21 protein-coding genes and 1 pseudogene are annotated in these 23,985 nt (G+C 45.2%); 10 read left to right on the top strand and 12 right to left on the bottom strand.

All coding sequences use genetic code 11. The annotated features are described in order from the left end of the window. The 5 genes from SMSP2_RS07940 to SMSP2_RS07920 are packed head-to-tail and all read right to left on the bottom strand — an operon-like array spanning position 1 to position 3,508. Complete coding sequence (locus tag SMSP2_RS07940) at positions 1-1,185, bottom strand: ABC transporter permease (protein WP_146683441.1); 1,185 nt, start codon at positions 1,183-1,185, stop codon at positions 1-3. After that, a complete protein-coding gene (locus SMSP2_RS07935) occupies positions 1,182-1,562 on the bottom strand; it encodes a DUF4920 domain-containing protein (RefSeq protein ID WP_186804641.1) in 381 nt (126 codons plus the stop codon). Before SMSP2_RS07935 ends, SMSP2_RS07940 begins: the two co-directional genes overlap by 4 nt. Next, the gene (locus SMSP2_RS07930; protein ID WP_146683439.1) at positions 1,543-2,199 is read right to left on the bottom strand and encodes a hypothetical protein; all 657 of its coding nucleotides are present in this window, start codon (positions 2,197-2,199) and stop codon (positions 1,543-1,545) included. Before SMSP2_RS07930 ends, SMSP2_RS07935 begins: the two co-directional genes overlap by 20 nt. An 8-nt stretch (positions 2,200-2,207) precedes the next feature. Continuing rightward, entirely contained in the window at positions 2,208-3,224 is a 1,017-nt protein-coding gene (locus SMSP2_RS07925; RefSeq protein WP_146683438.1) for a hypothetical protein, read from the bottom strand. Positions 3,225-3,226: 2 nt separating this feature from the next. Continuing rightward, positions 3,227-3,508 carry a metal-sensitive transcriptional regulator gene (locus tag SMSP2_RS07920; RefSeq protein WP_146683437.1) on the bottom strand — a complete coding sequence of 94 codons (282 nt, stop codon included), beginning with the start codon at positions 3,506-3,508 and terminating at the stop codon, positions 3,227-3,229. A 315-nt stretch (positions 3,509-3,823) separates the two neighbouring features. Here SMSP2_RS07920 and gatB point away from each other — a divergent pair, with 315 nt between their 5' ends. After that, entirely contained in the window at positions 3,824-5,293 is a 1,470-nt protein-coding gene (gene gatB, locus SMSP2_RS07915; protein ID WP_146683436.1) for an Asp-tRNA(Asn)/Glu-tRNA(Gln) amidotransferase subunit GatB, read from the top strand. Positions 5,294-5,635: 342 nt separating this feature from the next. On the opposite strand, the pseudogene SMSP2_RS07910 reads toward gatB, so the two are convergent. Both SMSP2_RS07910 and SMSP2_RS07905 read right to left on the bottom strand, forming a co-directional pair. Beyond that, positions 5,636-5,891 (bottom strand): annotated as a pseudogene (locus tag SMSP2_RS07910) (type II toxin-antitoxin system YafQ family toxin). Continuing rightward, positions 5,888-6,145 (bottom strand): type II toxin-antitoxin system RelB/DinJ family antitoxin, encoded by a 258-nt coding sequence (locus SMSP2_RS07905; RefSeq protein WP_186804640.1) that lies wholly within the window; start codon positions 6,143-6,145, stop codon positions 5,888-5,890. The pseudogene SMSP2_RS07910 and the gene SMSP2_RS07905 overlap by 4 nt, the downstream one beginning before the upstream one ends. 348 nt (positions 6,146-6,493) lie before the next feature. Between SMSP2_RS07905 and SMSP2_RS07900 the strand changes: the two genes are divergently transcribed. Together SMSP2_RS07900 and SMSP2_RS07895 are read left to right on the top strand one after the other, a co-directional pair. Then, positions 6,494-7,261: a hypothetical protein gene (locus tag SMSP2_RS07900; protein ID WP_146683434.1), complete on the top strand. Its 768-nt coding sequence runs from the start codon at positions 6,494-6,496 to the stop codon at positions 7,259-7,261. Beyond that, positions 7,258-11,061, top strand: a complete 3,804-nt coding sequence (locus SMSP2_RS07895) for an NACHT domain-containing protein (protein ID WP_146683433.1) — start codon at positions 7,258-7,260, stop codon at positions 11,059-11,061. Before SMSP2_RS07900 ends, SMSP2_RS07895 begins: the two co-directional genes overlap by 4 nt. Before the next feature lie 6 nt (positions 11,062-11,067). On the opposite strand, the gene ftsY is transcribed toward SMSP2_RS07895, so the two are convergent. Both ftsY and SMSP2_RS07885 read right to left on the bottom strand, forming a co-directional pair. Further along, a complete protein-coding gene (gene ftsY / locus SMSP2_RS07890) occupies positions 11,068-11,997 on the bottom strand; it encodes a signal recognition particle-docking protein FtsY (protein ID WP_146683432.1) in 930 nt (309 codons plus the stop codon). Positions 11,998-12,096: 99 nt separating this feature from the next. After that, entirely contained in the window at positions 12,097-13,161 is a 1,065-nt protein-coding gene (locus SMSP2_RS07885) for an FAD:protein FMN transferase (protein WP_146683431.1), read from the bottom strand. Between the two features lie 81 nt (positions 13,162-13,242). Between SMSP2_RS07885 and SMSP2_RS07880 the strand changes: the two genes are divergently transcribed. After that, on the top strand, positions 13,243-13,437 hold the full coding sequence (locus SMSP2_RS07880; RefSeq protein WP_146683430.1) for a DUF6485 family protein: 195 nt from the start codon (positions 13,243-13,245) through the stop codon (positions 13,435-13,437). Between the two features lie 30 nt (positions 13,438-13,467). Here SMSP2_RS07880 and SMSP2_RS07875 read toward each other — a convergent pair whose 3' ends face one another. From SMSP2_RS07875 to SMSP2_RS07865, 3 genes are all read right to left on the bottom strand, one after another. Beyond that, on the bottom strand, positions 13,468-14,643 hold the full coding sequence (locus tag SMSP2_RS07875; protein ID WP_146683429.1) for a M28 family peptidase: 1,176 nt from the start codon (positions 14,641-14,643) through the stop codon (positions 13,468-13,470). A 52-nt stretch (positions 14,644-14,695) separates the two neighbouring features. After that, positions 14,696-15,502 carry a hypothetical protein gene (locus tag SMSP2_RS07870; RefSeq protein ID WP_146683428.1) on the bottom strand — a complete coding sequence of 269 codons (807 nt, stop codon included), beginning with the start codon at positions 15,500-15,502 and terminating at the stop codon, positions 14,696-14,698. A 160-nt stretch (positions 15,503-15,662) separates the two neighbouring features. After that, positions 15,663-16,784 (bottom strand): L,D-transpeptidase family protein, encoded by a 1,122-nt coding sequence (locus SMSP2_RS07865; protein WP_146683427.1) that lies wholly within the window; start codon positions 16,782-16,784, stop codon positions 15,663-15,665. Positions 16,785-16,949: 165 nt separating this feature from the next. On the opposite strand from SMSP2_RS07865, the gene SMSP2_RS07860 reads away from it, so the two are divergent. From SMSP2_RS07860 to SMSP2_RS07835, 6 genes are all read left to right on the top strand, one after another. After that, positions 16,950-17,783: a hypothetical protein gene (locus SMSP2_RS07860; RefSeq protein ID WP_146683426.1), complete on the top strand. Its 834-nt coding sequence runs from the start codon at positions 16,950-16,952 to the stop codon at positions 17,781-17,783. Between the two features lie 204 nt (positions 17,784-17,987). Next, on the top strand, positions 17,988-18,857 hold the full coding sequence (locus SMSP2_RS07855) for an NAD(P)-dependent oxidoreductase (protein WP_146683425.1): 870 nt from the start codon (positions 17,988-17,990) through the stop codon (positions 18,855-18,857). A 25-nt stretch (positions 18,858-18,882) separates the two neighbouring features. Then, entirely contained in the window at positions 18,883-20,061 is a 1,179-nt protein-coding gene (dxr, locus tag SMSP2_RS07850; protein ID WP_146683424.1) for a 1-deoxy-D-xylulose-5-phosphate reductoisomerase, read from the top strand. Between the two features lie 27 nt (positions 20,062-20,088). Further along, positions 20,089-22,257: a site-2 protease family protein gene (locus SMSP2_RS07845; protein WP_146683423.1), complete on the top strand. Its 2,169-nt coding sequence runs from the start codon at positions 20,089-20,091 to the stop codon at positions 22,255-22,257. A gap of 85 nt (positions 22,258-22,342) precedes the next feature. Continuing rightward, positions 22,343-23,377 (top strand): tetratricopeptide repeat protein, encoded by a 1,035-nt coding sequence (locus SMSP2_RS07840; protein WP_186804639.1) that lies wholly within the window; start codon positions 22,343-22,345, stop codon positions 23,375-23,377. Positions 23,378-23,422: 45 nt separating this feature from the next. Continuing rightward, positions 23,423-23,941, top strand: a complete 519-nt coding sequence (locus tag SMSP2_RS07835) for an LPS assembly lipoprotein LptE (RefSeq protein ID WP_146683421.1) — start codon at positions 23,423-23,425, stop codon at positions 23,939-23,941. The last annotated feature ends 44 nt before the right edge of the window (positions 23,942-23,985 follow it).

Here is a 23,985-nt window from a genome sequence, read left to right as displayed (position 1 = left end):
TTATTCTCCTGTTCTTATGGCTTCTACAGGCCGCATCGAAGACGCCCGCCATGCAGGGTATATGCCGGCGACAAAGCCGGTTATGATCGTTCCCGCTATTGCTGCCAGGAGCAGCGAGGGCCCTATAAGTACGATTTCGCCCTCCGGCGCGTATGGCAGAACGGCCTTTATGATATGCTCTACTATGCCGCTGCCGACGATGGCGAGTACACAGCCCAGAAGGCCGCCGACAGAGCAGACAAGTATTGTTTCTGTCCATATCAGCCGGAATACTGCCGCCTTAGAAGCACCGATGGCTTTCATGACTCCGATCTCGCGGGTTCGCTCGAATACTGACATAAGTATCGTGTTGACCACACCTATGACCGCTATGAAGACGGCGATAATCCCGATTGAGTTTGCCATCACCTTTGCCGAGGATATCAGGTTTAGTATCGTTCCGCGTACCTGTGCCATGCTGATTACCTGGATCCCCGGTTCGTTGTAGAGATCTTCTTCAAATTCGGCTATTTGCTGGATATCCTTGAGCTTGAGCCCGACACCGGTGAGTTTGCCATCGAGTGAAAAAATATTCTGTGTGGTTTTCAGAGGCATGAATATTATGCCGTCGTCCTGTGTGCCGGTTCGCTCGAATATGCCGACAACCTTGAGGATCTTGTCTATCTTCGGAATATAAATCTCATCACCGACATGGCGCTGTTCGACCTCGGCGGCCTCGTAGCCCATGATGACCTCTTCGGCGGTATCACTGGAGAACCAGCCGCCGTTTTGAAACTTCGACCATGGTTTGAGTTCGAGATACGAATCCGTGATTCCCATATACATCACGAATCCGCCCTGGCCTTCCTGTCTGTCCGGGTCAAAAGCCGTTGAGACCAGCTGGGGAGTAATCTTGTCGATTCTCGGGTCGTTTTTAATTTTGTTATATATATCGTCTTCCATGTATCGCAGCCCGCCGCCGCCTTTGAGCATAAGTGTCGCGGCTTCATACGGGCAGCCCTTGGCGGTTACCAGAAGCTGATAACCCATCTTGTCAATATTGCCGGTCAGCGACTTCTGGTAACCCCGGTCAAAACCGGCCAGGCTCACCAGAACCGCCACAGCGATCGCGACGCCGCCGATTGTCAGCGAGGTACGGATTTTTTTACGCTTGAGGTTCTTTGCTGATAAATTTAACACGTTCATTTTATTCGCACTCCCGTTCCTATGAAGTTTACTTGTCCGCCGGTGAGTTCTACCGTTCCTTCAACGGCCGCCTGTGATCCCTGCTTTTGGGGGATTTCAAAGCCGCTGGGTTTTATATCGACATGTATTTCCAGACCGTCGCTGTTTAGGTCAAACCAGCAGCCGCTCGGGCATACCGCCGCTATCTCGCCCTCTATGACTACCGGTTTATCGGTGAAGGACTCCGGCTCGCTCAAAATCTCCTTAACAGAAACGGTCTCTTGAGATGTTATCGCGCTGCCGTATTGCTCGGTCTCTTTTTCGCCGCAGCCGGCGATGAAGAGTGCGGCTGCCAGAATTACTGCTGATGCTGTTATGTTAATCATTGTCTTTTTCATGGTCGTTCTCCTTGTTTTGTTTGTTTTCGTCTTTATAAAAATATTTGTCATATTTGTTTTCCAGCTTGAATTCGTCAAGCAGGATCAGGTTTTTCTTTATTCCGCGTATTGTTGCATGATAATCCTGCGAGTTTTTTTCGCTTGGATCTTTAATCTTTTCTTTGATGTCTGTGGTGTAGAATTCCTTTAAGCTCAAATTTTTTAAAAGCCCGGTAAAATCCTTGCCGCGGAATTTTTTAGACTCCGGCGAGGTTATCTTCTGATAGTAGAAATCCAGTATCACCCCTGCGGAATTCGTTGCGAGGATCAGCTGCATCCCGCCGAATCGGCCTTTCTGGTTTACACCGTGAACGTATCCAATAATGTCTTTTTTGTGCAAAACCGTGTAATAGGCATACGGCACGTCTATAGACTCGTAAACGGGTTCAAATTTATCGCCGAGTTTTTTCTGGGTTTCTTTGAGCAGCTCTTCTCCGCCGCGTTCCTTTATAGTTATAAACTCGGTTTTATAGTTTGTCGCCTTGGGAAAAAGCCGCCTGATGTCTCTGTCCGGGTCATTGAGCGTACAGCCCACAGCCGCGAACAAACCGCCGCAGACGATTAAATTTATAATAAAAATTGTGATTGCTTTTTTCATTTCTTACCTCACTTTCCGTAGTAATAAAGCTGAACAACAACCATTTTGTCTTCGTCTTTTCTTGAGTGCAGGTCATGGTAATACCCTGCCCGCAGAGTCGTGGTATCTGATAATTGGTGTTCGATAACCGGCAGCAGGGTAAGGTCCCGCAGGTTTTTATCCTCGAGGCTGTCGGACCAGTATATTGTCTGCATCTTGAGTTTTGTCCTTTGCTGCTGGGGGAGCGTGTATTCAATCTGAGCCATCGCGCCGCCGACGGTTTCTCCGTCGTCTTCACCAAAAGCGGCCTCTGTTTTGAAATCGAACAGCCACAGCGGCGACTGATAGTCAATGCCGACTCGTTTTTTCAGGACGCTCTCATTTGACATAAGCCGGGGTTTTGGTATCGTCCACATTTCTGATGCCTGAAGTGTCCTGCCGTAGAGAACTGAGAGGCCTAACTGTTTGTCTCTGGTTTGCGATGTGCTTATCCTTCCCGAGAGCAGATAGTTATCGTCCTCTGCCATGATGCTCATGCCCGAGCCGAGCTGCGCTGCGACCTGATAATCAAAATCACCGAGCAGGCCGCGGTAGCCCAGCCCCCAGTCCTTCTTGAAGCCGATGTTTTTCATTGCCAGCGTTTGCAGGAGGCTGCTGTGCGTGTCGATCAGCGGTTCAAGCCCGAACGCCGGCGAAAAATGCCCAACCCGCAGGGCACTGCCCAGGCCGGTATTGAAATCCAGCCAGGCGTTGTGAATCTCCAGCCCGAAGGCATCATCGCCGCTTTCACGGTCCTCATAGGCAAACCGCATCTGGATATCCATGGTCATGTAGTCGCCGTACTCATCAGAGAATTTGCGGAAATACTCGAATCCCACTGCGTTTCTCATGCCGCGGCCGCTGCTGCCGATCCACTGGTCATTATCCGAATAACCGCCGGTTATCAGGGCTTCCTTGTAGAAGTCCCCCTCAGCCGCCGCGTATGATACGCCGGCCAGGATAACTGCCGCGGCGATCAATAATATGTTTTCAGTGGTTTTGACCATCTTCAGGCTCCTTTTATTCGCTGTATGAGCTTGAATATCTCGTCGAGTTTCTCTTCCTTATCAGCTTCGCCGCCGTCCTTCATGGTGTTAGCTACACAGTTGTGAAAGTGCTTTTTGAGAATCTTTGACTCGACACTGCTCAGAGCGCCTTTTATCGCGGATATCTGCATAAGTATATCAATACAGTATTTACGTTCAGTTATCATTTTCTGAACGCCGCGTACCTGGCCCTCGATTCGCCTGAGTGCGGCCATGTTGTCTGTGTGATCCGGATTTTTTGCCATGGTTATTACCTTTTTTAAATATGTCTATACACTTACTATACCCCCAGGGGGTATATTGTTCAAAGAAATTATGAAAAAATTAGATATTCCATATTTAATTCACCGGTTTCGCCGGAATGACAAAGCGGTGTCGCGCTGTGTTTAACGTTTTTGAGAAAATTCGTGAATTTTCTCTACAGTATTGCTGCCGATGAGCAAACCTGTGTATTGTTAAGGTGTGGACAAGGGGGGATTATTGTTTATAATACCCTGTTTCGACGCGGCGGCAGGCGGATACGCCTGATGTGATTATTTTGGAACAAAGAATATAATATTATGAGCGACTTAAAATATAAAGCTATTATCGGTCTTGAGATACATGTTCATTTGAACACAAAAACCAAGATGTTCTGCAGTTGTCCTCTTGAGTACGGCGGCGAGCCGAATACCTGTGTGTGTCCGGTGTGTCTTGGTATGCCGGGCGTGTTGCCGGTGATGAACAAAAAGGCGTACGAGTATGCCGTGCTGGCGGGGCTGGCGCTGAACTGCAACATTCCCCGCTACACCAAATGGGACCGTAAAAGCTACTATTATCCGGACTTACCGAAAAATTACCAGATCAGCCAGTACGATTTGCCGATGAGCGAGCATGGATATATCGAGATTCCAACAAAAGAGGGCGATGTGAAAAAAATCCGCATCACCCGTGCGCATCTCGAAGAAGACGCCGGCAAAAACACCCACTCTGGCAGCTTCTCTCAGGTTGACCTGAACCGTGCCGGCACGCCGCTGTTGGAAATCGTTACCGAGCCTGACCTTAGCAACGGTTTTGAGGTGCGTGAGCTTGCAGTGCAGCTGCAGCGGATTATCCGCTATCTGGGTGTATCGCAGGCCGACATGCAGAAGGGGCACATGCGGTTCGAGCCCAACGTGAACCTGCACATCAGCCGCGGCGGCGAGAAATACAAGACCCCCATTGCTGAGATTAAAAATCTTAACAGCTTTAAAGCACTTGAGTTAAGTGTAGAATATGAGATAAAACGCCAGCTCGGGGAATTTGTTGAAAACGGGGTAACAATGGAAACCGGCCAGAAGACCACCCGCGGCTGGGATGCCGACCGCGAGGTTACTCTCCACCAGCGCAGCAAAGAAGCCGCCAACGATTACCGTTACTTCCCCGATCCGGACCTTGTGCCGGTAGAGCTGGACGATGAATGGTTTGAGGACATCAAATCCCGTATGTGCGAGCTGCCCCTGGCGCGTGAGATGCGTTTCGTAAGTGAATACGGCTTGAGCGAATATGACGCAGGAGTCCTGACTGCGGAGCGAGATATGGCGGATTACTTCGAAGACGCGGTCAGGGGCGGGGCCGACCCAAAGCGGCTTTGCAATATCCTGACCCAGACGGGTTTCAAGCTGGCCAAAGACGCCGGCAAAAGTTTCGTTGAACTTGGCGTATCTGCCGCGGCGATGGCGAAATTATGCGTGATGACCGATGAGGGCACAGTAAACGCAACCGCCGCGAGCAGCATTCTGGAGAAGATGGCGGCTGACGGCGGAGACCCGGAAAAACTGGCCGAACAGCTCAACCTGATCCAGAAAAGCGATGCCGGCGAGCTTGAAGGTATTGTTGACGCGGTACTTTCTGAGAACTCCAAGGCGGTAGAGGACGTATTGAGCGGAGGTAAGAAGTCCGGCAAGGCCCGCGGCTTCCTGATGGGCCAGGTAATGCAGAAGACAAAAGGCCAGGCCAACCCTAAGGTGGTTAATCAGTTGCTGGGTGAGAAATTGAGAATTAAGAATTGAGAATTAAGAATTGAGAATTAAGAATTAAGAATTAAGAATTCAGAATGCGGAATTTTAGATTTTACAACCGGTCTTGCCGCTGGTGATTACAGTAGAGCAAATTCACGAATTTGCTCCAGACGGTTATGCTCATCTGTACACAAAAAACATAGCTGTTAGTGCTGCGTCAGGTTGTGTTTCAGAGCCGCGAATGTCAATGAGCGGTTAGTCTGTGTGCAGTATAACGGCAAAATACCGGAATAAACGCTGTCTGCTGTGAGGGGTATAAAATTCCTGCCGGTTTTTACGTGTTTTATCCGTCACCGGGTTGCTGGAATAACCTTAAACGCCTGTAAAGCTGAATCATCTGAAAAGATCAGAATGCGAGCCTGTACGTTCAAGAATCAGATCGTCACCCCTGATACAGTAAATCAATACCCAGTCGGGTTCGATATGGCAATCCCGCCGTCCGTGCCAATTCCCGACAAGAGGATGTAGCCGGTAAGGGTTGGTCTGCTGCGAGTATTTCTACAGCGGCGAAGAGTTTGTTCTGGTCAAATCCGCGCTTAACCATACGCTTGAAATCTCTTTTGAACCTGCCTGTATAGACTATGTTCAATCGTTGAGTTCCTCAGCGAGGTGGTTGACATCAGAGACACGGTGCAGGTCGCGGCCGTTATCTGTGTTTTTGAACGTCTCAAGGGTTGTTTTGTTGGGCAGTTTCAGCTCAAAAGGGATACTTTTGGTATAAACCACCTGCTTGAAGAACAGGTTGATAGCTTCAGACATGTTCAACCCAAGGTCATTCAAGACGCTTTTTGCCGCGTTCTTGGTCTCACTGTCTATCTTTGCGTTTATTGTTACAATGCTCATTTTAAACTCACTAATAACATATAAGATAAATCTATGATAAGTATATTGTATATACATCATGAGTAAATGTCAAGAAAGAAATGAGCGGGGTGTAATGAGACATCCTTTGTAAGAGCCCACACTTAGTGTTTATGCCCCTGTTGGGGGCCCTAAAAAACAAGCTGAAACTTGGCCTCATGCGAAGCGAGGCGGCGCCGCTTTTTTGTTGTTTTGTTGTATATTATTGCTATTATTGGATTTTAGGGCTGATTGATCCATAGTTAGCCTTTTTGTTATAAATATGTGTGTTATATTTTAACGTAGAAATGTACAGGATTATTAGCTTGATATACAGGGTATATTTGAAATATGGAATTATCACTTAACAAATTATTTGAGCAAAAGAAAATTAATCCTGAAAATACTATTCTATCGTTAAATAAAAGTATATTTGTATGGATTGATATTTTGGGTTTTTCTGATGCTTTGGAAAAAGAAAGCGAATACAAAACTCTATCAGACCTACTTGACAGTTTTCGACGTAGTTTCTATGACATTGAAGTTTGCGAGTCTAATAGAATATCAGATGGTATAATCCTTATATTGAAACAAAGGAACTATTCATGTGATGAAATAGAAACCCTTTTTCAAAAAATAGGAGAAAAACAGAAGGAATTTATCCTCGAATGCAGTCATTTTATTAGAGGCGGAATTGCTGTAGGCTCCAGTTATGAAGAACAACGAGATTGCAGAAAAGATCATTCTTATCTAATAAGCAGCGGTCTTGCGAAGTCAGTAAAGATTGAGAATTCAAAAATTGATTGGCCCATAATTGGTATAGATAAGCAAAACTTAGAAGAAATTAGAGATTTATGCCGAATCGAAAACGAGAAGGAATTTTTTGGTCTTAGTAAATGCTTCAATAGAAAAGGCGGGCTTATTTATTTCATTGATTTTATGAATCACGTTCAAAATAACCAAGATAAGGAGAAAATAATCAATATATTGTATGGGAAGGTAAAAGAATTCCACGATAACCCCAAAATACATTTAAAGTATGTTTGGCTTCTACGATACTACAGAGAACGTTTTGAATGCAAAAATCTGCCAGAGACGCTTAAAGGAGTAATTATATGAATAAATATATAGATTTACAGCTTCAAGAGCGAACCAAAGAATTTGAGAAGAGTGTTTTTCTTGGTAATGCAATCAGCAAAAATGACGTTACAATCCTTTTGGGAATGCCCGGCAGCGGAAAAACGTCCACACTAAAAAAATATGAGCAGGACAATGAGAAAAACGCCGAGTACATAACAGTTAAGAAATTACTGAAAATTCAAAAGGATTACAAGTTTAATAATAAAATTCTATTGGTCGACGGACTTGACGAATATCGAAGTATTTCGAATGATAAGACTTTTGTGATACAAGAACTGGCAGCTGAATTAGGAAAGGTTGGTGCACGACAAATTGTTATATCCTGCAGAGAAATGGACTGGTATGGGGAAAACGATGTAAAGGCCTTAAAGGAAGAAATCAGCGGAGAAATTGGCATATATAAAATATTGCCGATGGGTGACGAAGAAAAAAGAAACTTAGCTGAAATATTTAATCTGAATATAGCTGAGTTAACTCAAAAATTTGGCGGCACTAACTTATTTGACAATCCCCAAATGTTTTGTATGCTAGCCCGAATTTATAATGATTCTACTAATATTACTATAAATTCCAAGTTAGATTTATACAAAGAATTTTTTAACAACGCTCGGGAAACAAACGAAGAATATCAGCATAACAATTTAAACCGTATCTCTAATGAAAAGTTCTTTGAAATTACTGGTTACTTGGCAGCTTTTTATATTTTATCTGGGCGAGGAAAATTTACAGATGATTTGATAGATGAAATAGAGAGTGAACCCGATGGTTATTCAAAGAGTAATATTGATATTATTCTTAAGTCAAAGCTATTTGACAACCGGGAGTTTTGCCATAGAACCATAGCTGAGTATGCGTTTGCCCACATCCTAAAAACTGAAAGAATTGATACCGGTTGTCAGATAGACAAAGAAAGGGTAAAAGCACTCTTTTTGCATAACAAAAAGATACCTACTGAGCTGAGGGGTACTTATGCGTGGCTTTGTTGTATGACGCAAGACCAATTTTTCTATACAGTAGACCCTTACTATCAAGCAATACATGGAGATAACTCGCTTTTTAATTGTAACCTGAAGGAAAAAATAATTCTTGCGGTTAAAGAACACTCTAAAATAAATCCATATTTCTGTCAATTTTACGAAGGCAAGCCGTTAGCAGGTTTTTATGAGATAGGGTTAGACGATTTTCTTATAAGTGAATTAAAAGCAGCACAAGAGGCAAACAGTCATTATGAGTTGTTTTTGCTTTACATACTTGTTGATTCATCAGATTGTTTAAGTGAAAAGATGGTAAGTTATTTAACAACGAAAATATTGAGTAATAAGCTTAACCATCCAAAATATCACATTAAAGCAGTTATTCATAAAATCGAATTTCTTAAGAAAGTTTTAGATGGTATAAGACGCGGGGAAATAGACGATAGCAGTGATTCTTATAAAGAGCAAATACTAAAAACGTTATATCCAAAACATATAGGCTATTCGGAGATTGGTAAATATGTCTCTTTATATAATCAAGAAGTAATAGGATACTGCTTTTATTTAAATGATACACCATATGATTATAAATATGAAATAGTTGATGATATTTACAAAAATACTTATAATGAGCAGTTAAAGAAATCAGTTTTACCAGAAAACGTCAGAGATTTTGTAGAGCATTATTTCCTGGAAACTGTTCTAAAATACGAGAATGGTTTTGACGCCCAGAAAATATATGACCTTTTTTGCCACTTTCAACAATACTATTTAGACTATGAAGGTATTCAAATAGCTCGATATAAGCACAGGTTTGAAGATATGCCCGGCGAGGACCAAGTAAGATTTCAACGGCTTGCCAATGCGCTTTTTGATTTGTACGTTGGTAATTGGATTAATCATGAAGAGGATATTGTGAAATTATTTCGTTTTGATGAATTATTTGGATATGTTTCTCCTACTAACCAGAAAGACGTATTCCTCAAGTATCTGCAATATCAGGACATTGCCTTAGAGAAGAGAAATAATTTATATCGTTTTTACCTTGGATGTATTTCAAAGAGTGAGCAGAGCCAGCTCGACGAAGCAAGAAAAATTGCTAAAAAGTATAAGCTTGAGGACTCCTTTAGTAATTGGTTTAATCCCCCAAAGCAGGAATGGGAAATTGAAAGAGAAAGAAAACGAGAAGAGAGAGAAAGAAAAAGAAGAGAAGTTAAAGAAAAAAATGAAGTTGCATTTCGAGAAATGACTGACCATGATGTTTTAGCTGATTTTGGGGCACTTCACTTTATTGCAATGAAATGCTATTTTGAACATGAACCCGAGTTAGATATAGAACGAGCGACTTTTGATCGGCTAAAAGGCTTACTTGGACATATTATTTATAGAAAACCTATTTCTCCAGAACATACAACTCTTCAAAGTTTAGCTCGTGAAGCTACTAAAGCTAACAGAGCGATTGACACCGTATATCATGTGTCATGTGTGTTGAATGAAGAATATAGACTGGGTGATATTGATGATGGATTAAAAGAATATCTTTATGTTAATTGTTTGATCCATAGAAATACATGTAATATTGCACATGGCAAGTTTGATGATTGTATAGAAAAAAAACAACCCATTTTTGCGAAAACTGTTTTAAAAGATTATCTTAAACTTTTTATCGAAACTTATACGCCTGATCTGGCTTTCATTGAAGAATATATCGATAAAGAGGATGAATTGAGAGTGTTAAAATCCTTGACAACTAGATTTGTTGTAGGTAAAGATTCAGCGAGAGAGCTAATTATATATCGTTTTGTCCATATTTATAATTTCAATATAAAAAATGATCATTTAACTAGAATAGTGGACAGTTCTAAAGATAATGCAACAGTAATCGCAGTGAAAGCTATTACAGTAATAAAAGAGCAAAAAAGAAGTGAATTTACAATCGAAATGGCAATAGAACTTTACGACTTGCTTAAGAAGAGTCGTGAGGAGTTTAAAGATAAGTTTAACTCATTGGACAGGTCTGTAAAATTAAGGCTTTTGGACTATATGTTCCTACAGTTCAACACTTATAGGCTAATTGACTTTAAAGGTGGAATACAAACAATAAGACAACAGTGTGCCACATTTCTGCGTCAAAATTCTCTTAATTTTTTAGACTTAGGAGAACTTAAAGAATTAAGAAAAATTCATTTAGAAAATGATATTTGGAAACCTCTAATCCTTCATCAAATAAGCAAGCTTGAGCAAAATGAAGCAGATGTTAACTACGATGCTTATGAAATCGAGAAAATCAAAAACTTTATGCTATCTGACGCCATATTGTCAAAGAGCGATTTCTTTATGGAAATGCGAAAACGCATTTCAAATATAAAAAAGTCGATAGAGGGAAACAGGAACAACGAAAAGGAATTCTTTTATAGCAGTGATGGAACCTCAAAGAATGAGGAATCATGTAGAGACGTTTTGCTTAATATTCTTAACTTAAAGTATGAAAAGGATGTAATAGCAACCAAAGAAAAATACGAAGCAGTCAATCGTGTTGATATCAATCTGAAATACAAAGCTGAATTGAATTTTGAAATTCAAATTGAATGTAAGAAAGATAAAAACAAAGACCTTTATAAAGGTGTCAAAGACCAACTTATTGATAAATATATTTTAAATAAAGTAGAATATGGAATTTATCTCGTGTTTTATTTTGGTAATCGATTGAATTTCAAATTGATGAATACATTACTCAAAAAGAAAATACCAAATGAGTATACTGACAAGGTGTTCATAGAAATAATTGATTTAAGAAAGAATTAAGGCGCGTTATTTTGTACCGAAGAGGGCTTCTACGAACTCACCGGGTTCAAACTCGGCGATGTCTTCGGGTTTTTCTCCCAGGCCTACAAATTTCACGGGTATATCGAGCTGGTCTTTGATTGCCAGCACGATGCCGCCGCGTGCGGTGCCGTCGAGCTTTGCCAGGAAGATTCCGGTAACGTTTATTGATTTTGTGAAGTTGACCGCCTGTGCGATGGCGTTCTGGCCGGTAGTCCCGTCCACCACGAGGATCACCTCGTGCGGCGAGCCGGGGATTTTCTTTGCTATAATGGATTTGATTTTTTCAAGCTCCTTCATGAGGTGCTGCTGCGTGTGCAGGCGGCCGGCGGTATCGACTATCAGAAAATCGGCGTTTCTGGCAAGAGCCGCCTCGCAGGCATCGAAAGCGACCGCGGCCGGGTCAGAGCCCTGTTTGTGCTTGATAATCTGCACTCCAATCCGCTCGGACCAGATAGAGAGCTGGTCAACTGCCGCCGCGCGGAAGGTGTCACATGCCGCGACAATAACGTTATTGCCGGCAGAGCTGAGGTTGAACGCGAGTTTGGCGATGCTGGTGGTTTTGCCCGAGCCGTTCACGCCGGCTACCAGTATCACTGTCGGGCCGGATTCTGCCGTATTGAGCTGTCTGTCCCGCTCTGGCCAGTAATCTTTCATACGGTTTTTCAGGAAGGGGATGATATCGTCGGTCTTTTGTATCTCTTTTTTCTTATACGCGATGCGGAGATCATCTATGATTTTGTCAGTTGTCTCCACGCCGATATCATCGCTGATGAGCGTTTCTTCAAGCTCTTCGATGAGCTCATCGTCGATTTTCCGTCCAAGCACTATAATCGAGGACAGTGAGCTGTTGATCTTCGCTCTGGTTTTGCTTAATCTATCTTTTAAATATCCAACGGTTTTTGAGAATACTCCCATTGTGTCTCCGTCAATAGTCTTGTTTCAGTAATTGGTTTCTATTTGGCCGGTGCCTTTTACAAAGCAGTTATTATGCCGGAAACGGCAGATTTTGCAACCTCAATCTGTTATGAATTGTTTTGCGCCGCGGCTGTATAGAATATCCGCGGAGTTGTTTTCAATGATTACAGCTTCTACCCCGTCCAGAGAGTTGACAAAATCGAGCCCCTTTTCTGCCCCCATGACCGATACCGCCGTTGCCAGGGCGTCGGCCTGCATTGCGGACGCGGCGAGTATTGTAACGCTTGCTGTCTTGTCAGAGCCGGCGGCAAGGCGGGGGTCTATAATATGGCTCATACGCTCATCACCGAAAGTTGTAAACCGCCTGTAATGGCCGCTGGTGGCGACTGCAACGTCCGATAACTCCAGCCTTTTCAGTGTCTCAGGCACCGAGGCGGGCCCGTTTTCGAACGCGAATTGCGGATCCTGAATGCCTACCAGCCATTTTTTGCCCAGCTCGCTGCGGCCGAAGAGCCTCATATCGCCGCCAATATCAATAATCCCGCCGGAAGCCCCGAATCTGCGGAGAATATTATATACCTGGTCTATGGCGTATCCCTTTGCGATGCCGCCAAGGTCTATTTTTACGCCTTCTGCGGCGAATTTTAATGTTTTATTTTCCGGATCCAGCACTAATGCCCCGCAGCCGGTCAGCTCTCTCGCCGCGGCGATCTTGTCGGCTGCGGGTTTTACTCCGGAGATGTGTGCCTGTTTCCATAAATCCTCTATGGAAGCTATAGTTACATCAAAAGCTCCATCGGTGAGCCGGCACATTTTTATAGACTCATAGATGACCGCGAACATCTCATCGCTTAGGTGCATATCGATTGTGCCGGCGGTGCTGTTAATTCTGCTTAGCTCCGATTCGGGCAGATAGTAGCTGAATTTCGTTTCCAGTTCCCGTAATTTTGAATCAACAGCCGCGGCGCATTCGGACTGTTGAACCTCGTTGAGCCCGACAGCGGTTATCCTCGCATAGGTGTCCATTATCAGCAGGGAGAAGGTCATTGAGCCTGGATTCTGTCCGCTTCGGTGCGATTTGATTTTTTTTGTGCCGATCAGAAGTAAAAATACTATTATCAGAACGGTAAAAACAATTTTTAGAGTATGCGATTTATTTTTCATAGCTGAAGTTATTGTAAATTTGTCTTTTTTTTATATATTCAGTCAGGAATTTACAATTATTCTATAAGAAAGGACTTTAACATGGAATGCAAAAAAGAAAGAAATCTAAAAAACTGTACCTGCACATATACATCCTGCGGCAAACGGGGCGTTTGCTGTGATTGTATCCAGTCACACCTTGCCGCCAAAGAGCTGCCGGGCTGCTGTTTCCCACCGGACGTGGAAAAGACCTATGACCGCAGTTTCAGGGCCTTTGCTAAGGCGTGGAATCTGTAAGTCCTGATGAATAATGCTTAGTGTTTCTCTTTAGGCGGATTTTCTGCGTCTAAGTATTAGGCTTCCAAGACCAAGAATCAGTATTGCCGCAGGCTCCGGAACTACGGTGAGATTTGCACTATAGGCAGCCCAGCCCAATGCAAGTTTTGTCATTTCCGCGGCATATTGCATGTCTATATATTGGATGCCGTTATACATCTGGACTGACCCGTTTGCGATATTTGCTTCATAGCTTAGATTATAATCATAATTTTCGTTTATTATATAATCCTCGTATTTATGATAGTAGGGGTTGTACGGGGGGAATCCTCCGTCCACGTCCTCGATTAGCAGGCCTGCGTTATCAATATCGAAAGCATTATGATCGCTCCATTCTGAAGTGCCGGTTTTGGCGTTTAAGCCAAGTTGATAATCGTCAATTACCGACTCCATGACCGAGATGAATTCTCCACCGTATTCGCTGCTTTTCCTGAAGAGTTTAGCCGTATTTTCCGCGTTATGATTGTAGCCTATCATATCCAGAGAGGCCATGCCGGCAATAGTGTCCTGGGAGTTGGCAGCATAATGGCTTGAACCGACGCCCCAGCCGTCTCTTGATTCTTCAGTATCGAAAAGGACAAATTCAATGCAGTAATCAAACTCATATTTGCTCTGGCTCAGGACACGTGCAATCTCGAGCACTCCGGCTACACCAGTTGCGTTGTCACTTCCGCCGTAATTGTATCGCTGTGAGTCGGAGCTCCTTTGGGCTGTTGCATCATAATGCGCCCCGATAACCACGGCTTTGCTGGTATCTTTTCCGTTGATACGTCCAATTATATTTCTGGCATTTGAATATCCATCCGCTGTTACATCCTGGTATGAAACAGAATGAAGGTTCATGCTGCCGAGCGTGTTATAAATAAATGACCGCGAATCAAGGTGTCCCTGGGTGGGTTTCCAGATACCGTTATCAGAATAAAAACCTCTCATCTGGCCGGGCCGGTCATAGTCAGTTCCGCTGACACGCTGAATATTGAGCGGGTCGGGTGCGGCTGAACTGCCGATCAGGTAATCCTGGTAGCTGTCCAGCGCAGCGGTGAAATTATTTGCCTGCCTGATTTCTTCGATAGCCGTGTTGATCTCGGAATTATACTCTGTAAAAGCAGTTGCTGAAACAAATGCACACACCGCAAGACAAAGTGATAGATGTCTGGGTAAAACCATTTTAGCCTCCAGTTCCTGAGGTGAATATTGTTATTGCTTACTGGTTATGCTTTTATGTTCTTCTTCTTGCAGCAGCGATGATGGAGCCTGCAAGAAAAACAAACGCAGTCGCCGGTTCGGGAACAACAACAAATACATCCTGTCTGTCGGCACTTAGGGTAACTTCCTGCAAAGCGTGTAGATTCGGGTGATTCTCCCCGTTGATGGAATAATTTTCTTTTACATCTGCGACAATTTCTTTAGCGTAGGCGACAATATCTGAATCATTGCCGGATTGATTCCAGCTGTTCAGGTAAAAATCACCAGCTGTATTTTCAAGATCAAAATCGCTATCATGAGTTAACTCCCAGGTTGCCAGTTGAAAAGCGGCATAATAGACACCGTCACTGATACTGTTGTCGTCTCCCACAGTATGGCTTCCTCCGTTTTTCCAGTCACTCAGCAGTGATCCGGCGCTGTATTGATTATATAGATAATGGATCTGGTCGGCGCGGTCTGCTCCAATGCCGTCTGTGCCATAAACAGCTTCACAGGCTCCGCTTACGCCGATAACTGTCATGTCTTCGGAAGAGGCAGTCCAAACGCCGTTCTCGTCCATCTCGGAACACACAGCCGCAAAAACCGGATCCTCGTCGGCCAGTGTCAGGTCCTGACCGTTTTTTGTAAAAATGGTTAATTTGAGGTAACCTATCCGCAACTGCAGGTTGCTGTTACTCCCCCATGAAGCATAAATTGAATTTGAAATGCCTTCGTACCCGTTTGATGTCATAACGGTATCATTGCTGTTTAGTGTAAAAGACGCCGTTGCGATACTTGTTACGGCTAACATAGCCGGCAAAATAAATCTTGTACAGTTCATTCCGCACTCTCCCTGTAATAATATTAATAAATTTACATCCCTGAAGATGTTTTCCCATAATTTCCCGCCTGCAATTTCCCGTTGCGTCTGGCGGATTACAAATCTTGTGCGAATTTTATTGAACTGACGATAATTGTCAATTTATTTTTTTTTATTTTCTTCAGTCAACAACCTGTACCTGTGAGCGGCCCGGTTCGAGGAGTCTGTAAACCTCTATTACGTCGGGGTTAAACATGCGGATACAGCCGCGGCTGCTTTGTGTGCCGATGGTTTCCGGCTCGTTTGTGCCGTGAATGGCGAATCCCTTGCGGCCGACGGCGTTGCCGGATTGGCCTTCCAGCTCGATCCACCTTTCTCCAAGGGGGTATTCCGGATCCTTGGCGGTGAAACTCTTGTTTATCTCTTCGTCGTACCAGTCAGGCTTGATCATCTTGCCGCCTTTTTTGACAATCCACATTCCGGTTGGTGTTTCGCGGCCGGGTTCGCCGGAGCCTATCTCATACGTCTTGACATAGGTTTGCTGGAGATAAAGGTCCATCTTCATAGTTGAGAGGTTGATTATAGCGTGAAACGGCCCCTGGGGTACTTTTAGTTTCTGGCCGACCCGTATGCTTTCAGGCCTGGAGATGCCGTTGAGTTCGGCTATTATCTCCCAGGGCACGTTATGTATTGAGCCGATGCGTGTAAGGTTATCGCCGGATTTTACGGTATAGACAGTGCACAGGTTGTCATCTTCATAAGTCTTTCCGCTGAATAGCCATAGATCAGAGAGCATCTCGAGATGTTTCTTGACTGCGGCCTCTGAATGAGGGTCAAGCTGCTTGTAGAGCAGGTTGCTGAGCTTGTATCTGGCGGCGATAATTCTGCCGGTTTCGATATCCTTGTTGGCATCAGCCATCAGCTCATTGATTCGTTTTTGAATCTGCTGTTCTTCGGTTAACGGCTTGTCGGCCTTTGGATCCGGCTGCAGGGTCTCTTCGCTGCTGTCGGTTTTTTCGGCATTAGCGGCAGGTTCGCCTGTGTTATTTTGTGGTTGTTCGTTCCGGCTTTCCGCGGCGGAAGAGCCCGGCAGAGTCGCCCTGGAACGGATAGGGGGCTCTGGAAATTCAGGCTGTGCCGGCGGCTGGGGCTGCGGCTGGGACTCGGGCTGCTCGTCTGAGCCCCAGAACATCGGTAAAAAGAAAAAAATAGCTACTATGCCCAGGATAGCTATGACAAAGTATTTTAGATTTCCGGTTTTCTTCTTTCGGGATTTGTATGTTGTGTATCTTCTTGCTGCCATTTTGTTTTATGTTAGATTGATAAAATTGATAATTTTCTAATCCAGATAAAGCTATTATAACAAACTTTCCGCGTTTGATGATAAATTTATTGAAAAATTTGGCTATTTGTGTACACTTTTATACTAATTGAATGTATGTAACTATCTACTTTTAAGGAAAGTACTATGGACAACGGTAAAAATAATATTGTTGATACTACCGATTGCCTTGAAACCGTGGCTGTTTTCAAAGCTGCTAAAAATTTCTTTTTTATTGTGTGTTTTTTGTGTCTGCTGATAACCCAGGGTGTTTTCTGGTCAAACCAGATCGGCATCCTTGAGTTTGATATGAGCCAAAGTGCGGCAGGGCAACAGGAAACTTCACAGCCATCCGGGACGGATACAGAGCCGGTAGATCAGGTTGTACTCGATACAATCGAGGCGCTTCATGCCGAATCGCTTAAACAGGCGCAGGGCGGTACAGAGACCGGTGATGCTCAAACAGAGACCCAGGAGACTCCAGCCCAGGATACAAATTCCGGCGAGAACGTAGTTCCGGAGGCTGTAACTAAAGCCGTAGGAAAGGTTAAGGGTTATGTCTTTGAGCCGGATTGGACTCTGTACAAGGCTATTCTGAACCTCTGTAACTCGATTCTTCTGGTCTCAGCGGTTCTCTACTGTTTGATAATTGTGTTTACCCTTAAGGTCTCACTTGTCGGCAGACTCGGCGGCATGGCGTGGATAGCCTCGGCTTTTATTTCTTCGCTGATGTTTCTGGTTTTTCTTCTGCCCTGGCAGACTCTTTTTCCGCAGCTGAGCATCGCAGGGGCTATATATACCCCCGCCGAGCTTGCAGATTGGTATTCTGCCAAGCAGGAAGGCGGAATCTATTTCGGCGTACTTTACTATGGGCGTTTTGTTGCTCTCTGGCTGATAGCATTTCTATTGCTCTGGACAGCACAGCTGCGCAGCCGCAGATGGGCAAAGGCATCATTAAAACGCCTTGGCCTGGTCGGCTGATTGAGCCGTCCGGAGAGAGCCGCGGGAACTGAAAACTGAAGATTTCACTCTTTTTTAGTTTAATCCCAAGTTTTAAAGGGCTTATATTTATTTTCGCGTGGAGATGCCATGTCTGCACCCGAGAGTTTCTCGGATATTAAACCCCATTAAACTTTCTAAATATTGGCTAATGAGTTTCACAAACAATTACAGAAAGATTAACGCATGAAGGTCGGATTTATAGGGATGGGAATCATGGGCTCGCCTATGGCGGTCAATCTTCTCAATGCCGGATATGAAGTTTATGTTCATACCAGAACACGAGTTAAAGCTGACAGGGCCGCCTCGGCAGGGGCGAATTGGTGTGATACTCCCGCCCGGACAGCCCAAAACGCTGATGTTTTGATTACCTGTGTAACCGACACGCCGGATGTCCGCGCTGTGCTGCTCGGAGAAAACGGCGTTATTGAAACCGGCCGGCAGGGGCTGATATGTATTGATATGTCAACAATTTCTCCCAAAGCAACCGTTGAGATGGGTCAAGTCCTTGCTGAAAAAGGGATTAAATTTATAGATGCCCCCATAAGCGGCGGCCAGAAAGGTGCCGAAGAAGCGAAATTATCCATAATGGCAGGCGGCGAAAAGGCTGATATTGATGCTGTTATGCCGCTCTTTGAGGTGATGGGCAGAGAGATAACCCATTGCGGGCCGCTCGGTTCAGGCCAGAAGACAAAACTGGTCAACCAGGTTATGGTTATCCATACTATAATGAGTATATCAGAAGGCTTTGCGCTGGCTGAAAAAGCCGGCCTTGATCTGAAAACAACTTACAATGCCGTCTCCAGAGGTGCCGCGGGCAGCCACTCACTGACTAATCTCGGCTTGAAAATTATTGAAGGGGACATGAAACCTGCCTTTATGGTTGACCTTCAGGTGAAAGACCTTAAACTTGTTCTGGAATATGCCGACCAGCTCAAACAGCCTTTGCCCGGTGTCGGGCTGGTGAGGCAGTTGATGGGCTCCCTGCAGGCGCAGGGACGGGGCCGCGACGGCACCCAGGCCCTCGTTGATGTTATAAGACAGCTTGGAACGTAAAAACCGCCCGGCGGTATATGATATAATGGTTAATAGAATAGCTATACTCGGTTCTACCGGTTCTATAGGAAAAAACGCGGTCAGTGTTATTGAAGCACTTGGCGATGATTATTGCGTTACGGCTTTGACTGCCAACAGCAGCGTTGAAGTGCTGGCTCACCAGGCCAGACGGCTGGGCGTAAAATATGCCGGTATCACTGACGCAAGATACACAGACCGGCTTGCGCAGCTGCTTGAGGGCAGCGGTGTTGAGATTCTTAGCGGCCCTGATTGCCTTGTGCAGATAGCGGGCATGGATTGCGTTGATACAATATTGACCGCGGTGGTCGGCTCTGTCGGCTTAAAGGGGGTTCTCGAGGGTGCCAGAGCGGGCAAGCGGCTGGCGATCGCCAACAAAGAGCCGCTGGTTGTAGCCGGACATCTGCTCACAGAAACCGCCCGTAGAAGCGGTGCCCAAATCATACCCGTTGACAGCGAGCACTCGGCGATTTTCCAGGCAATGCAGGCCGGCACAAAAGACGAAGTCGATAAAATAATCCTCACATCCTCCGGCGGGCCGTTTAGAAATTATACCGAAGAAGAAATGGCTAAAGCCGGCATAAGCGATGCGCTGAATCACCCTAAATGGGATATGGGACCCAAGATATCCATAGACTCTGCGACAATGATGAACAAGGCGCTTGAGGTGATAGAGGCGCGGTGGCTTTTTGATATGCCGGTCGATAAAATAGACGTGCTGATACATCCGGAGGCGATTATACATTCTCTCGTAGAGTTTGTTGACGGTTCGGTTATCGCACAGATGGGGGCGCCTGATATGTGCCTGCCGATTCAATATGCGATTACCTACCCCCAGCGGGTTAAGGGCATAGCCGGCCGGATCGATTTTGCACGTCTTGGGCAGATGAACTTTGCGAGCCCGAATACAGACGTTTTTAAGTCATTGAGGCTTTGTTTTGAAGTGGCTTCGGCCCCGGATTCGGCGGCGGCGGTCTTCAACGCGGCAAACGAGGCGGCGGTAGAGTTGTTTCTCGCCGGCAGCATTGGATTTACAGATATTGTTGATCTGGTGGAGGATACGCTCGAGAGCCACAGCCCCGCGGCGGATTTGGAGCTTGAGGAGCTTATTGAGTACGACAGGTGGGCCAGGGAAAAAGTTTTCCACCAGGATTGTAAAAAACACCGGTCATACGCCGGTAATTAACTATTAAAATGCTATTGAGAATATTTTATGAGTGAAATAGAAAATAATACAGACAATACACAACAGTCTCCTGCCAAACCAGATATGGCCAAAAAAGCCAACTGGGCGGCTATGTTCGTTACCATTGCGGTAGTTCTTTACCTTATAGCGGCAAACTGGGCAGTTTCGAGCATAATTATTGTTGCTCTGCTGGGCTTTACCGCGATGATCGTGATACATGAGCTTGGACATTTTGTCGCGGCCAGAAGTGTGGGCGTAGCCTGCGAGGCGTTTTCAATCGGTTTCGGCCCGTTTCTGCTTGCTGTAAAGCAGGTTGAAAACGGTCTGCGTGTCCGGATTATGGCGAAAACCTCCGGTGTGAAGGAAAATCCCGAGCAGGACTGCATGTTCATGTTTACAATCCCGAGAAAATGCAAAGAGGGCGAAACTGAATACTGTTTGGGGCTTCTGCCGCTTGGCGGGTTTGTTAAGATGCTTGGCCAGGAAGATACAAATATCGTTGAAAAAGACGATAACCCCAAAAATTTCCAGAACAAATCTGTTGGAGCGAGATTTCTGATTGTATCTGCCGGCGTGGTTTTCAACGTTATTGGTGCTTTTGTTATTTTTACGGCCCTTGCTCTTTATGGAATAGAAAAGATGCCTCCCGTTGTCGGCGGAGTTTTAGAGGACACACCTGCATATCGCGCGGGTCTTGAGCCCGGGGACGAATTTGTGGAGATTGGCGGCGTATCCATGTCGGTCAAGGGTAAACCTAATCTTGATTTTACCCATATTACACGTGCCGCGATACTTTCCCGCCCTGGCAGCGAAGTGCCGTTCAAAGTTCTCGAGTCTGATGGAGATATCCGCGAGATTACCATGGTGCCGGAAAAGGGTGCGGGCGATCAGTTCCCCAAATTCGGTATTATGCCCATGTCAACGCTTGAGATTGCCGAGGTTGACGGCGGCGAGGAGCTATTCGAGAAATATGATATAAAACCCGGGGACATGATTGTCGAGGCCAACGGCAAACTTCTCAAATCTGGTGTTGAGCTTGAAGATATGATGATTTCTGTGTTCAAGCCCGCTTTGCCCGTTAAGTTACTCCGTAAACAAAATGGCGGCGACGGCAGTTTTGTCAGCATAGATATTCCGTTAAACGCCTCTCCTTCATATGCTTCCGGTTCGGGCGATAAGCTGGCAGACGCTTCGCTGTGTTCCATAGTACCCAGGCTTCTGGTAGAGCAGCCCGGCGAAGAAGCGGCCGAAAGAGCCGAGCAGCAGGGGCGGGATTTCTTTAAGTCCGGTGATATTGTTATAAAAGCCGCTGACATAGAGTATCCCTCATTCACCGAGTTTCGCAGTCTAACCGAGCAGTATTCCGGTAAGTCTATGCCCGTTACGGTAATAAGAGACTCAAGCGAGGTTTCCTTAGAGCTGGTTCCGTATGTGCCCGAGGGTTCAGATTCGCCGAAAGTCGGCGTTGTCTTCGGCCTTGATCTTAACAGCAATGTCGCGGCGTATATCAAGAAAGACGGTTTCGTGTCTTCTTACACAGATATTCCCCGCGGCGTGAAAATAAAATCTATAGACGGCAAGGAAGTTAAGAGCTTCTTTGAAATGGACGAAGTTCTAAGCGGGCTTGCCGGAGAACGTGTTTCGATGACTTTCGAGGCTAACGGTACTGACAGCCGCGGCAGTGCGGTCATCAACGCAGCCGAAGAAGATAAAATCAACGAAATACAGATGTACCCTCAGGATTATCTGCCTACGGCGCAGCTGCTTAGAGAGTATAAGGCAGACGGGGTTATTGCCGGAGTTCAGACTGGAGTATATATGATTTATGACAGTTTGAGCCAGGCTTACGCTACTCTAAAGGCGCTGTTTATGAAAGACAGTTCTGTTGGAGCCAAAGAACTTTCCGGCCCGGTTGGAATCGCTCAGCTCAGCTATAAAATGATCAAGTACCGCGGTCTTGCATCGTTTTTGAATCTTATGGGTCTGATCAGTTGTCTGCTGGCAGTGATGAACTTTCTGCCGATACCGATTGTGGACGGCGGCCATGCTGTTCTGCTGATAATAGAGAAGATCAAAGGCAGCCCTGTTAATATGAAGGTTCAGCAGGCATTGATGTATGTTGGTCTGGCACTGATACTTCTGCTTTTTGTTTATGTAACGTTCCACGATATACTAAGGCTTATAGGGCTTGAATAAAAGTGGCTGTAAATGCTATATAAACAATTGTATTCATAGGAGATTAGGTTATAATGAAACAAGGAAATTGTAAGGATAAATGACAATGAATACGAAAATGATTATCATACTGGCCGGCATACTGGCATTGCCGTTAATTTGTACGGCTGAGACGTATATTCTTTCAGAGTCGGGCCTTGAGGACATATCGTCTTCGAGTATGGGCAGTTTTGCCTATAAACAATCGGAGTTGAAAAAGCTCATTGACAGCGGGCAAACCCGCCGGGCCAAAGACCTTTATGAGACTCTGCGGCAGAAGTACCCCGAGTACAGCGGACCCGATGCGGAGTCTTTTATGGAGGCTGAAATGCTTTATTCCAGCGGGAAGATGCACAAAGCAGGCAAGGCTTATAAGGAATTCGCGGCTAAATATCCCCTTTCAAACTGGTATGAAGCGGCGATTGAGAGGCTCTATGATGTTGGGACATCGTTTATCAGCGGCTATAAAAAGCCGTTTCTTCTGGTTTTTCGCCTGTCAATGTTTGAGGACGGCGCCCAGCTTCTCAATTATACCGCCGGACTAACCGGCACAAGGCCTATTGCTCACCGCTGTCTCAAGACGCTGGCGACGGCGTACGAGCGAAGGGGCGATTATGATGAGGCATTTGAAGAATGGAGCGGCATTTATGCCCTCTGGCCCACAGGTTCCAAAGGCCGCGAAGCGATGCTTGGTATGGCACGCTCACTGCATTCATCATACCAGGGGCCTGATTATCAGTCGCCGAATCTTGATTATGCCTACAACAGCTATGAGACATTTTCTGTCAGGTATCCCGAAGCCGCCGAGGAGCTCGGAGTTGAACAGGTTCAGCAGCAGATACGAAACCAGGAGGCGTATAAAGAATATCTTTTGGGCATGTATTACGTAAAGGTTGGAAATTTTGAGGGCGCTGAGCTTTATTTTCAGAATATTATAGACAATTACGATGATACAAGCATTGCAGAGCCGACCGATAAGGCTATGCATGAGTTGGCGAAACTTCGTGAAAAAGTGGCAGAAAATCCGCCAAAAGAGCGTAAAGGCTTATGGCGGTTCTTTGATCTTTTTGACATTAAGAAGATCAAAGGCTATAAACTGTAATTTTAGTATCCGGTTCCAAAGAGGAATCTAAACAGAGAAAATATTATGTTAAAAACAACATTTAAGTACATTGCCGCGTTTTGCTGCCTGGCAGGCTTTCTAATCGGCATCGGCGGCTGCTCGGGCTACAGCCAGGGCTGGTTGTTTCCCGAAGAGGTCGAAACTGTGTATGTCGAAATGTTTGACAGCAGAGATTTCCGCAGGGATTATGAATACACCTTGACAGAAGCGGTATGCAAGCAGATTGAAGTTCAAACCCCGTATAAACTTATTGCTGATAAAAACAGGGCGCAAACCATGTTATATGGGTATATATCTTATATGAGCGACGAAATACTCGATATGGAAAGGTATTCAGGAAGGCCTATTGAACAAGAAGCCGCTGTGAGAGTAGTATTCTCATGGAAAGACATGACAACAGGGCGGATGTATGCTGACAATGTCGAGGTTATCGGGGCGTGCAGTTATTCTGATTTTGAGAATCAGGATTACAGCTACGCGGCGCAAGTTGCCGTAAATGACGCAGCGAAGAAGATACTTCAATCCATGCAGACCAAGTGGTAAGTCGAGCGGCTGAGCAGATTAAGACTGTTTATTCAATTTTGGCA

This window comes from Limihaloglobus sulfuriphilus (assembly GCF_001999965.1).
GTDB lineage: Bacteria > Planctomycetota > Phycisphaerae > Sedimentisphaerales > Sedimentisphaeraceae > Limihaloglobus > Limihaloglobus sulfuriphilus.
The sequence above is the reverse complement of the archived record's forward strand: the minus strand, read 5'-3'. Positions and strand labels throughout refer to the sequence as shown.

What these genes read in the sequence shown, in the direction of transcription:
- SMSP2_RS07905 (WP_186804640.1), bottom strand. Translation starts at nt 6,145, where the DNA reads ATGAGCATTGTAACAATAAACGCAAAGATAGACAGTGAGACCAAGAAC.
- SMSP2_RS07925 (WP_146683438.1), bottom strand. Translation starts at nt 3,224, where the DNA reads ATGGTCAAAACCACTGAAAACATATTATTGATCGCCGCGGCAGTTATC.
- SMSP2_RS07880 (WP_146683430.1), top strand. Translation starts at nt 13,243, where the DNA reads ATGGAATGCAAAAAAGAAAGAAATCTAAAAAACTGTACCTGCACATAT.
- gatB (WP_146683436.1), top strand. Translation starts at nt 3,824, where the DNA reads ATGAGCGACTTAAAATATAAAGCTATTATCGGTCTTGAGATACATGTT.
- SMSP2_RS07840 (WP_186804639.1), top strand. Translation starts at nt 22,343, where the DNA reads ATGAATACGAAAATGATTATCATACTGGCCGGCATACTGGCATTGCCG.
- SMSP2_RS07870 (WP_146683428.1), bottom strand. Translation starts at nt 15,502, where the DNA reads ATGAACTGTACAAGATTTATTTTGCCGGCTATGTTAGCCGTAACAAGT.
- SMSP2_RS07930 (WP_146683439.1), bottom strand. Translation starts at nt 2,199, where the DNA reads ATGAAAAAAGCAATCACAATTTTTATTATAAATTTAATCGTCTGCGGC.
- SMSP2_RS07845 (WP_146683423.1), top strand. Translation starts at nt 20,089, where the DNA reads ATGAGTGAAATAGAAAATAATACAGACAATACACAACAGTCTCCTGCC.
- dxr (WP_146683424.1), top strand. Translation starts at nt 18,883, where the DNA reads ATGGTTAATAGAATAGCTATACTCGGTTCTACCGGTTCTATAGGAAAA.
- SMSP2_RS07900 (WP_146683434.1), top strand. Translation starts at nt 6,494, where the DNA reads ATGGAATTATCACTTAACAAATTATTTGAGCAAAAGAAAATTAATCCT.
- SMSP2_RS07885 (WP_146683431.1), bottom strand. Translation starts at nt 13,161, where the DNA reads ATGAAAAATAAATCGCATACTCTAAAAATTGTTTTTACCGTTCTGATA.
- SMSP2_RS07860 (WP_146683426.1), top strand. Translation starts at nt 16,950, where the DNA reads ATGGACAACGGTAAAAATAATATTGTTGATACTACCGATTGCCTTGAA.
- SMSP2_RS07875 (WP_146683429.1), bottom strand. Translation starts at nt 14,643, where the DNA reads ATGGTTTTACCCAGACATCTATCACTTTGTCTTGCGGTGTGTGCATTT.
- SMSP2_RS07835 (WP_146683421.1), top strand. Translation starts at nt 23,423, where the DNA reads ATGTTAAAAACAACATTTAAGTACATTGCCGCGTTTTGCTGCCTGGCA.
- SMSP2_RS07865 (WP_146683427.1), bottom strand. Translation starts at nt 16,784, where the DNA reads ATGGCAGCAAGAAGATACACAACATACAAATCCCGAAAGAAGAAAACC.
- ftsY (WP_146683432.1), bottom strand. Translation starts at nt 11,997, where the DNA reads ATGGGAGTATTCTCAAAAACCGTTGGATATTTAAAAGATAGATTAAGC.
- SMSP2_RS07935 (WP_186804641.1), bottom strand. Translation starts at nt 1,562, where the DNA reads ATGAAAAAGACAATGATTAACATAACAGCATCAGCAGTAATTCTGGCA.
- SMSP2_RS07895 (WP_146683433.1), top strand. Translation starts at nt 7,258, where the DNA reads ATGAATAAATATATAGATTTACAGCTTCAAGAGCGAACCAAAGAATTT.
- SMSP2_RS07940 (WP_146683441.1), bottom strand. Translation starts at nt 1,185, where the DNA reads ATGAACGTGTTAAATTTATCAGCAAAGAACCTCAAGCGTAAAAAAATC.
- SMSP2_RS07920 (WP_146683437.1), bottom strand. Translation starts at nt 3,508, where the DNA reads ATGGCAAAAAATCCGGATCACACAGACAACATGGCCGCACTCAGGCGA.
- SMSP2_RS07855 (WP_146683425.1), top strand. Translation starts at nt 17,988, where the DNA reads ATGAAGGTCGGATTTATAGGGATGGGAATCATGGGCTCGCCTATGGCG.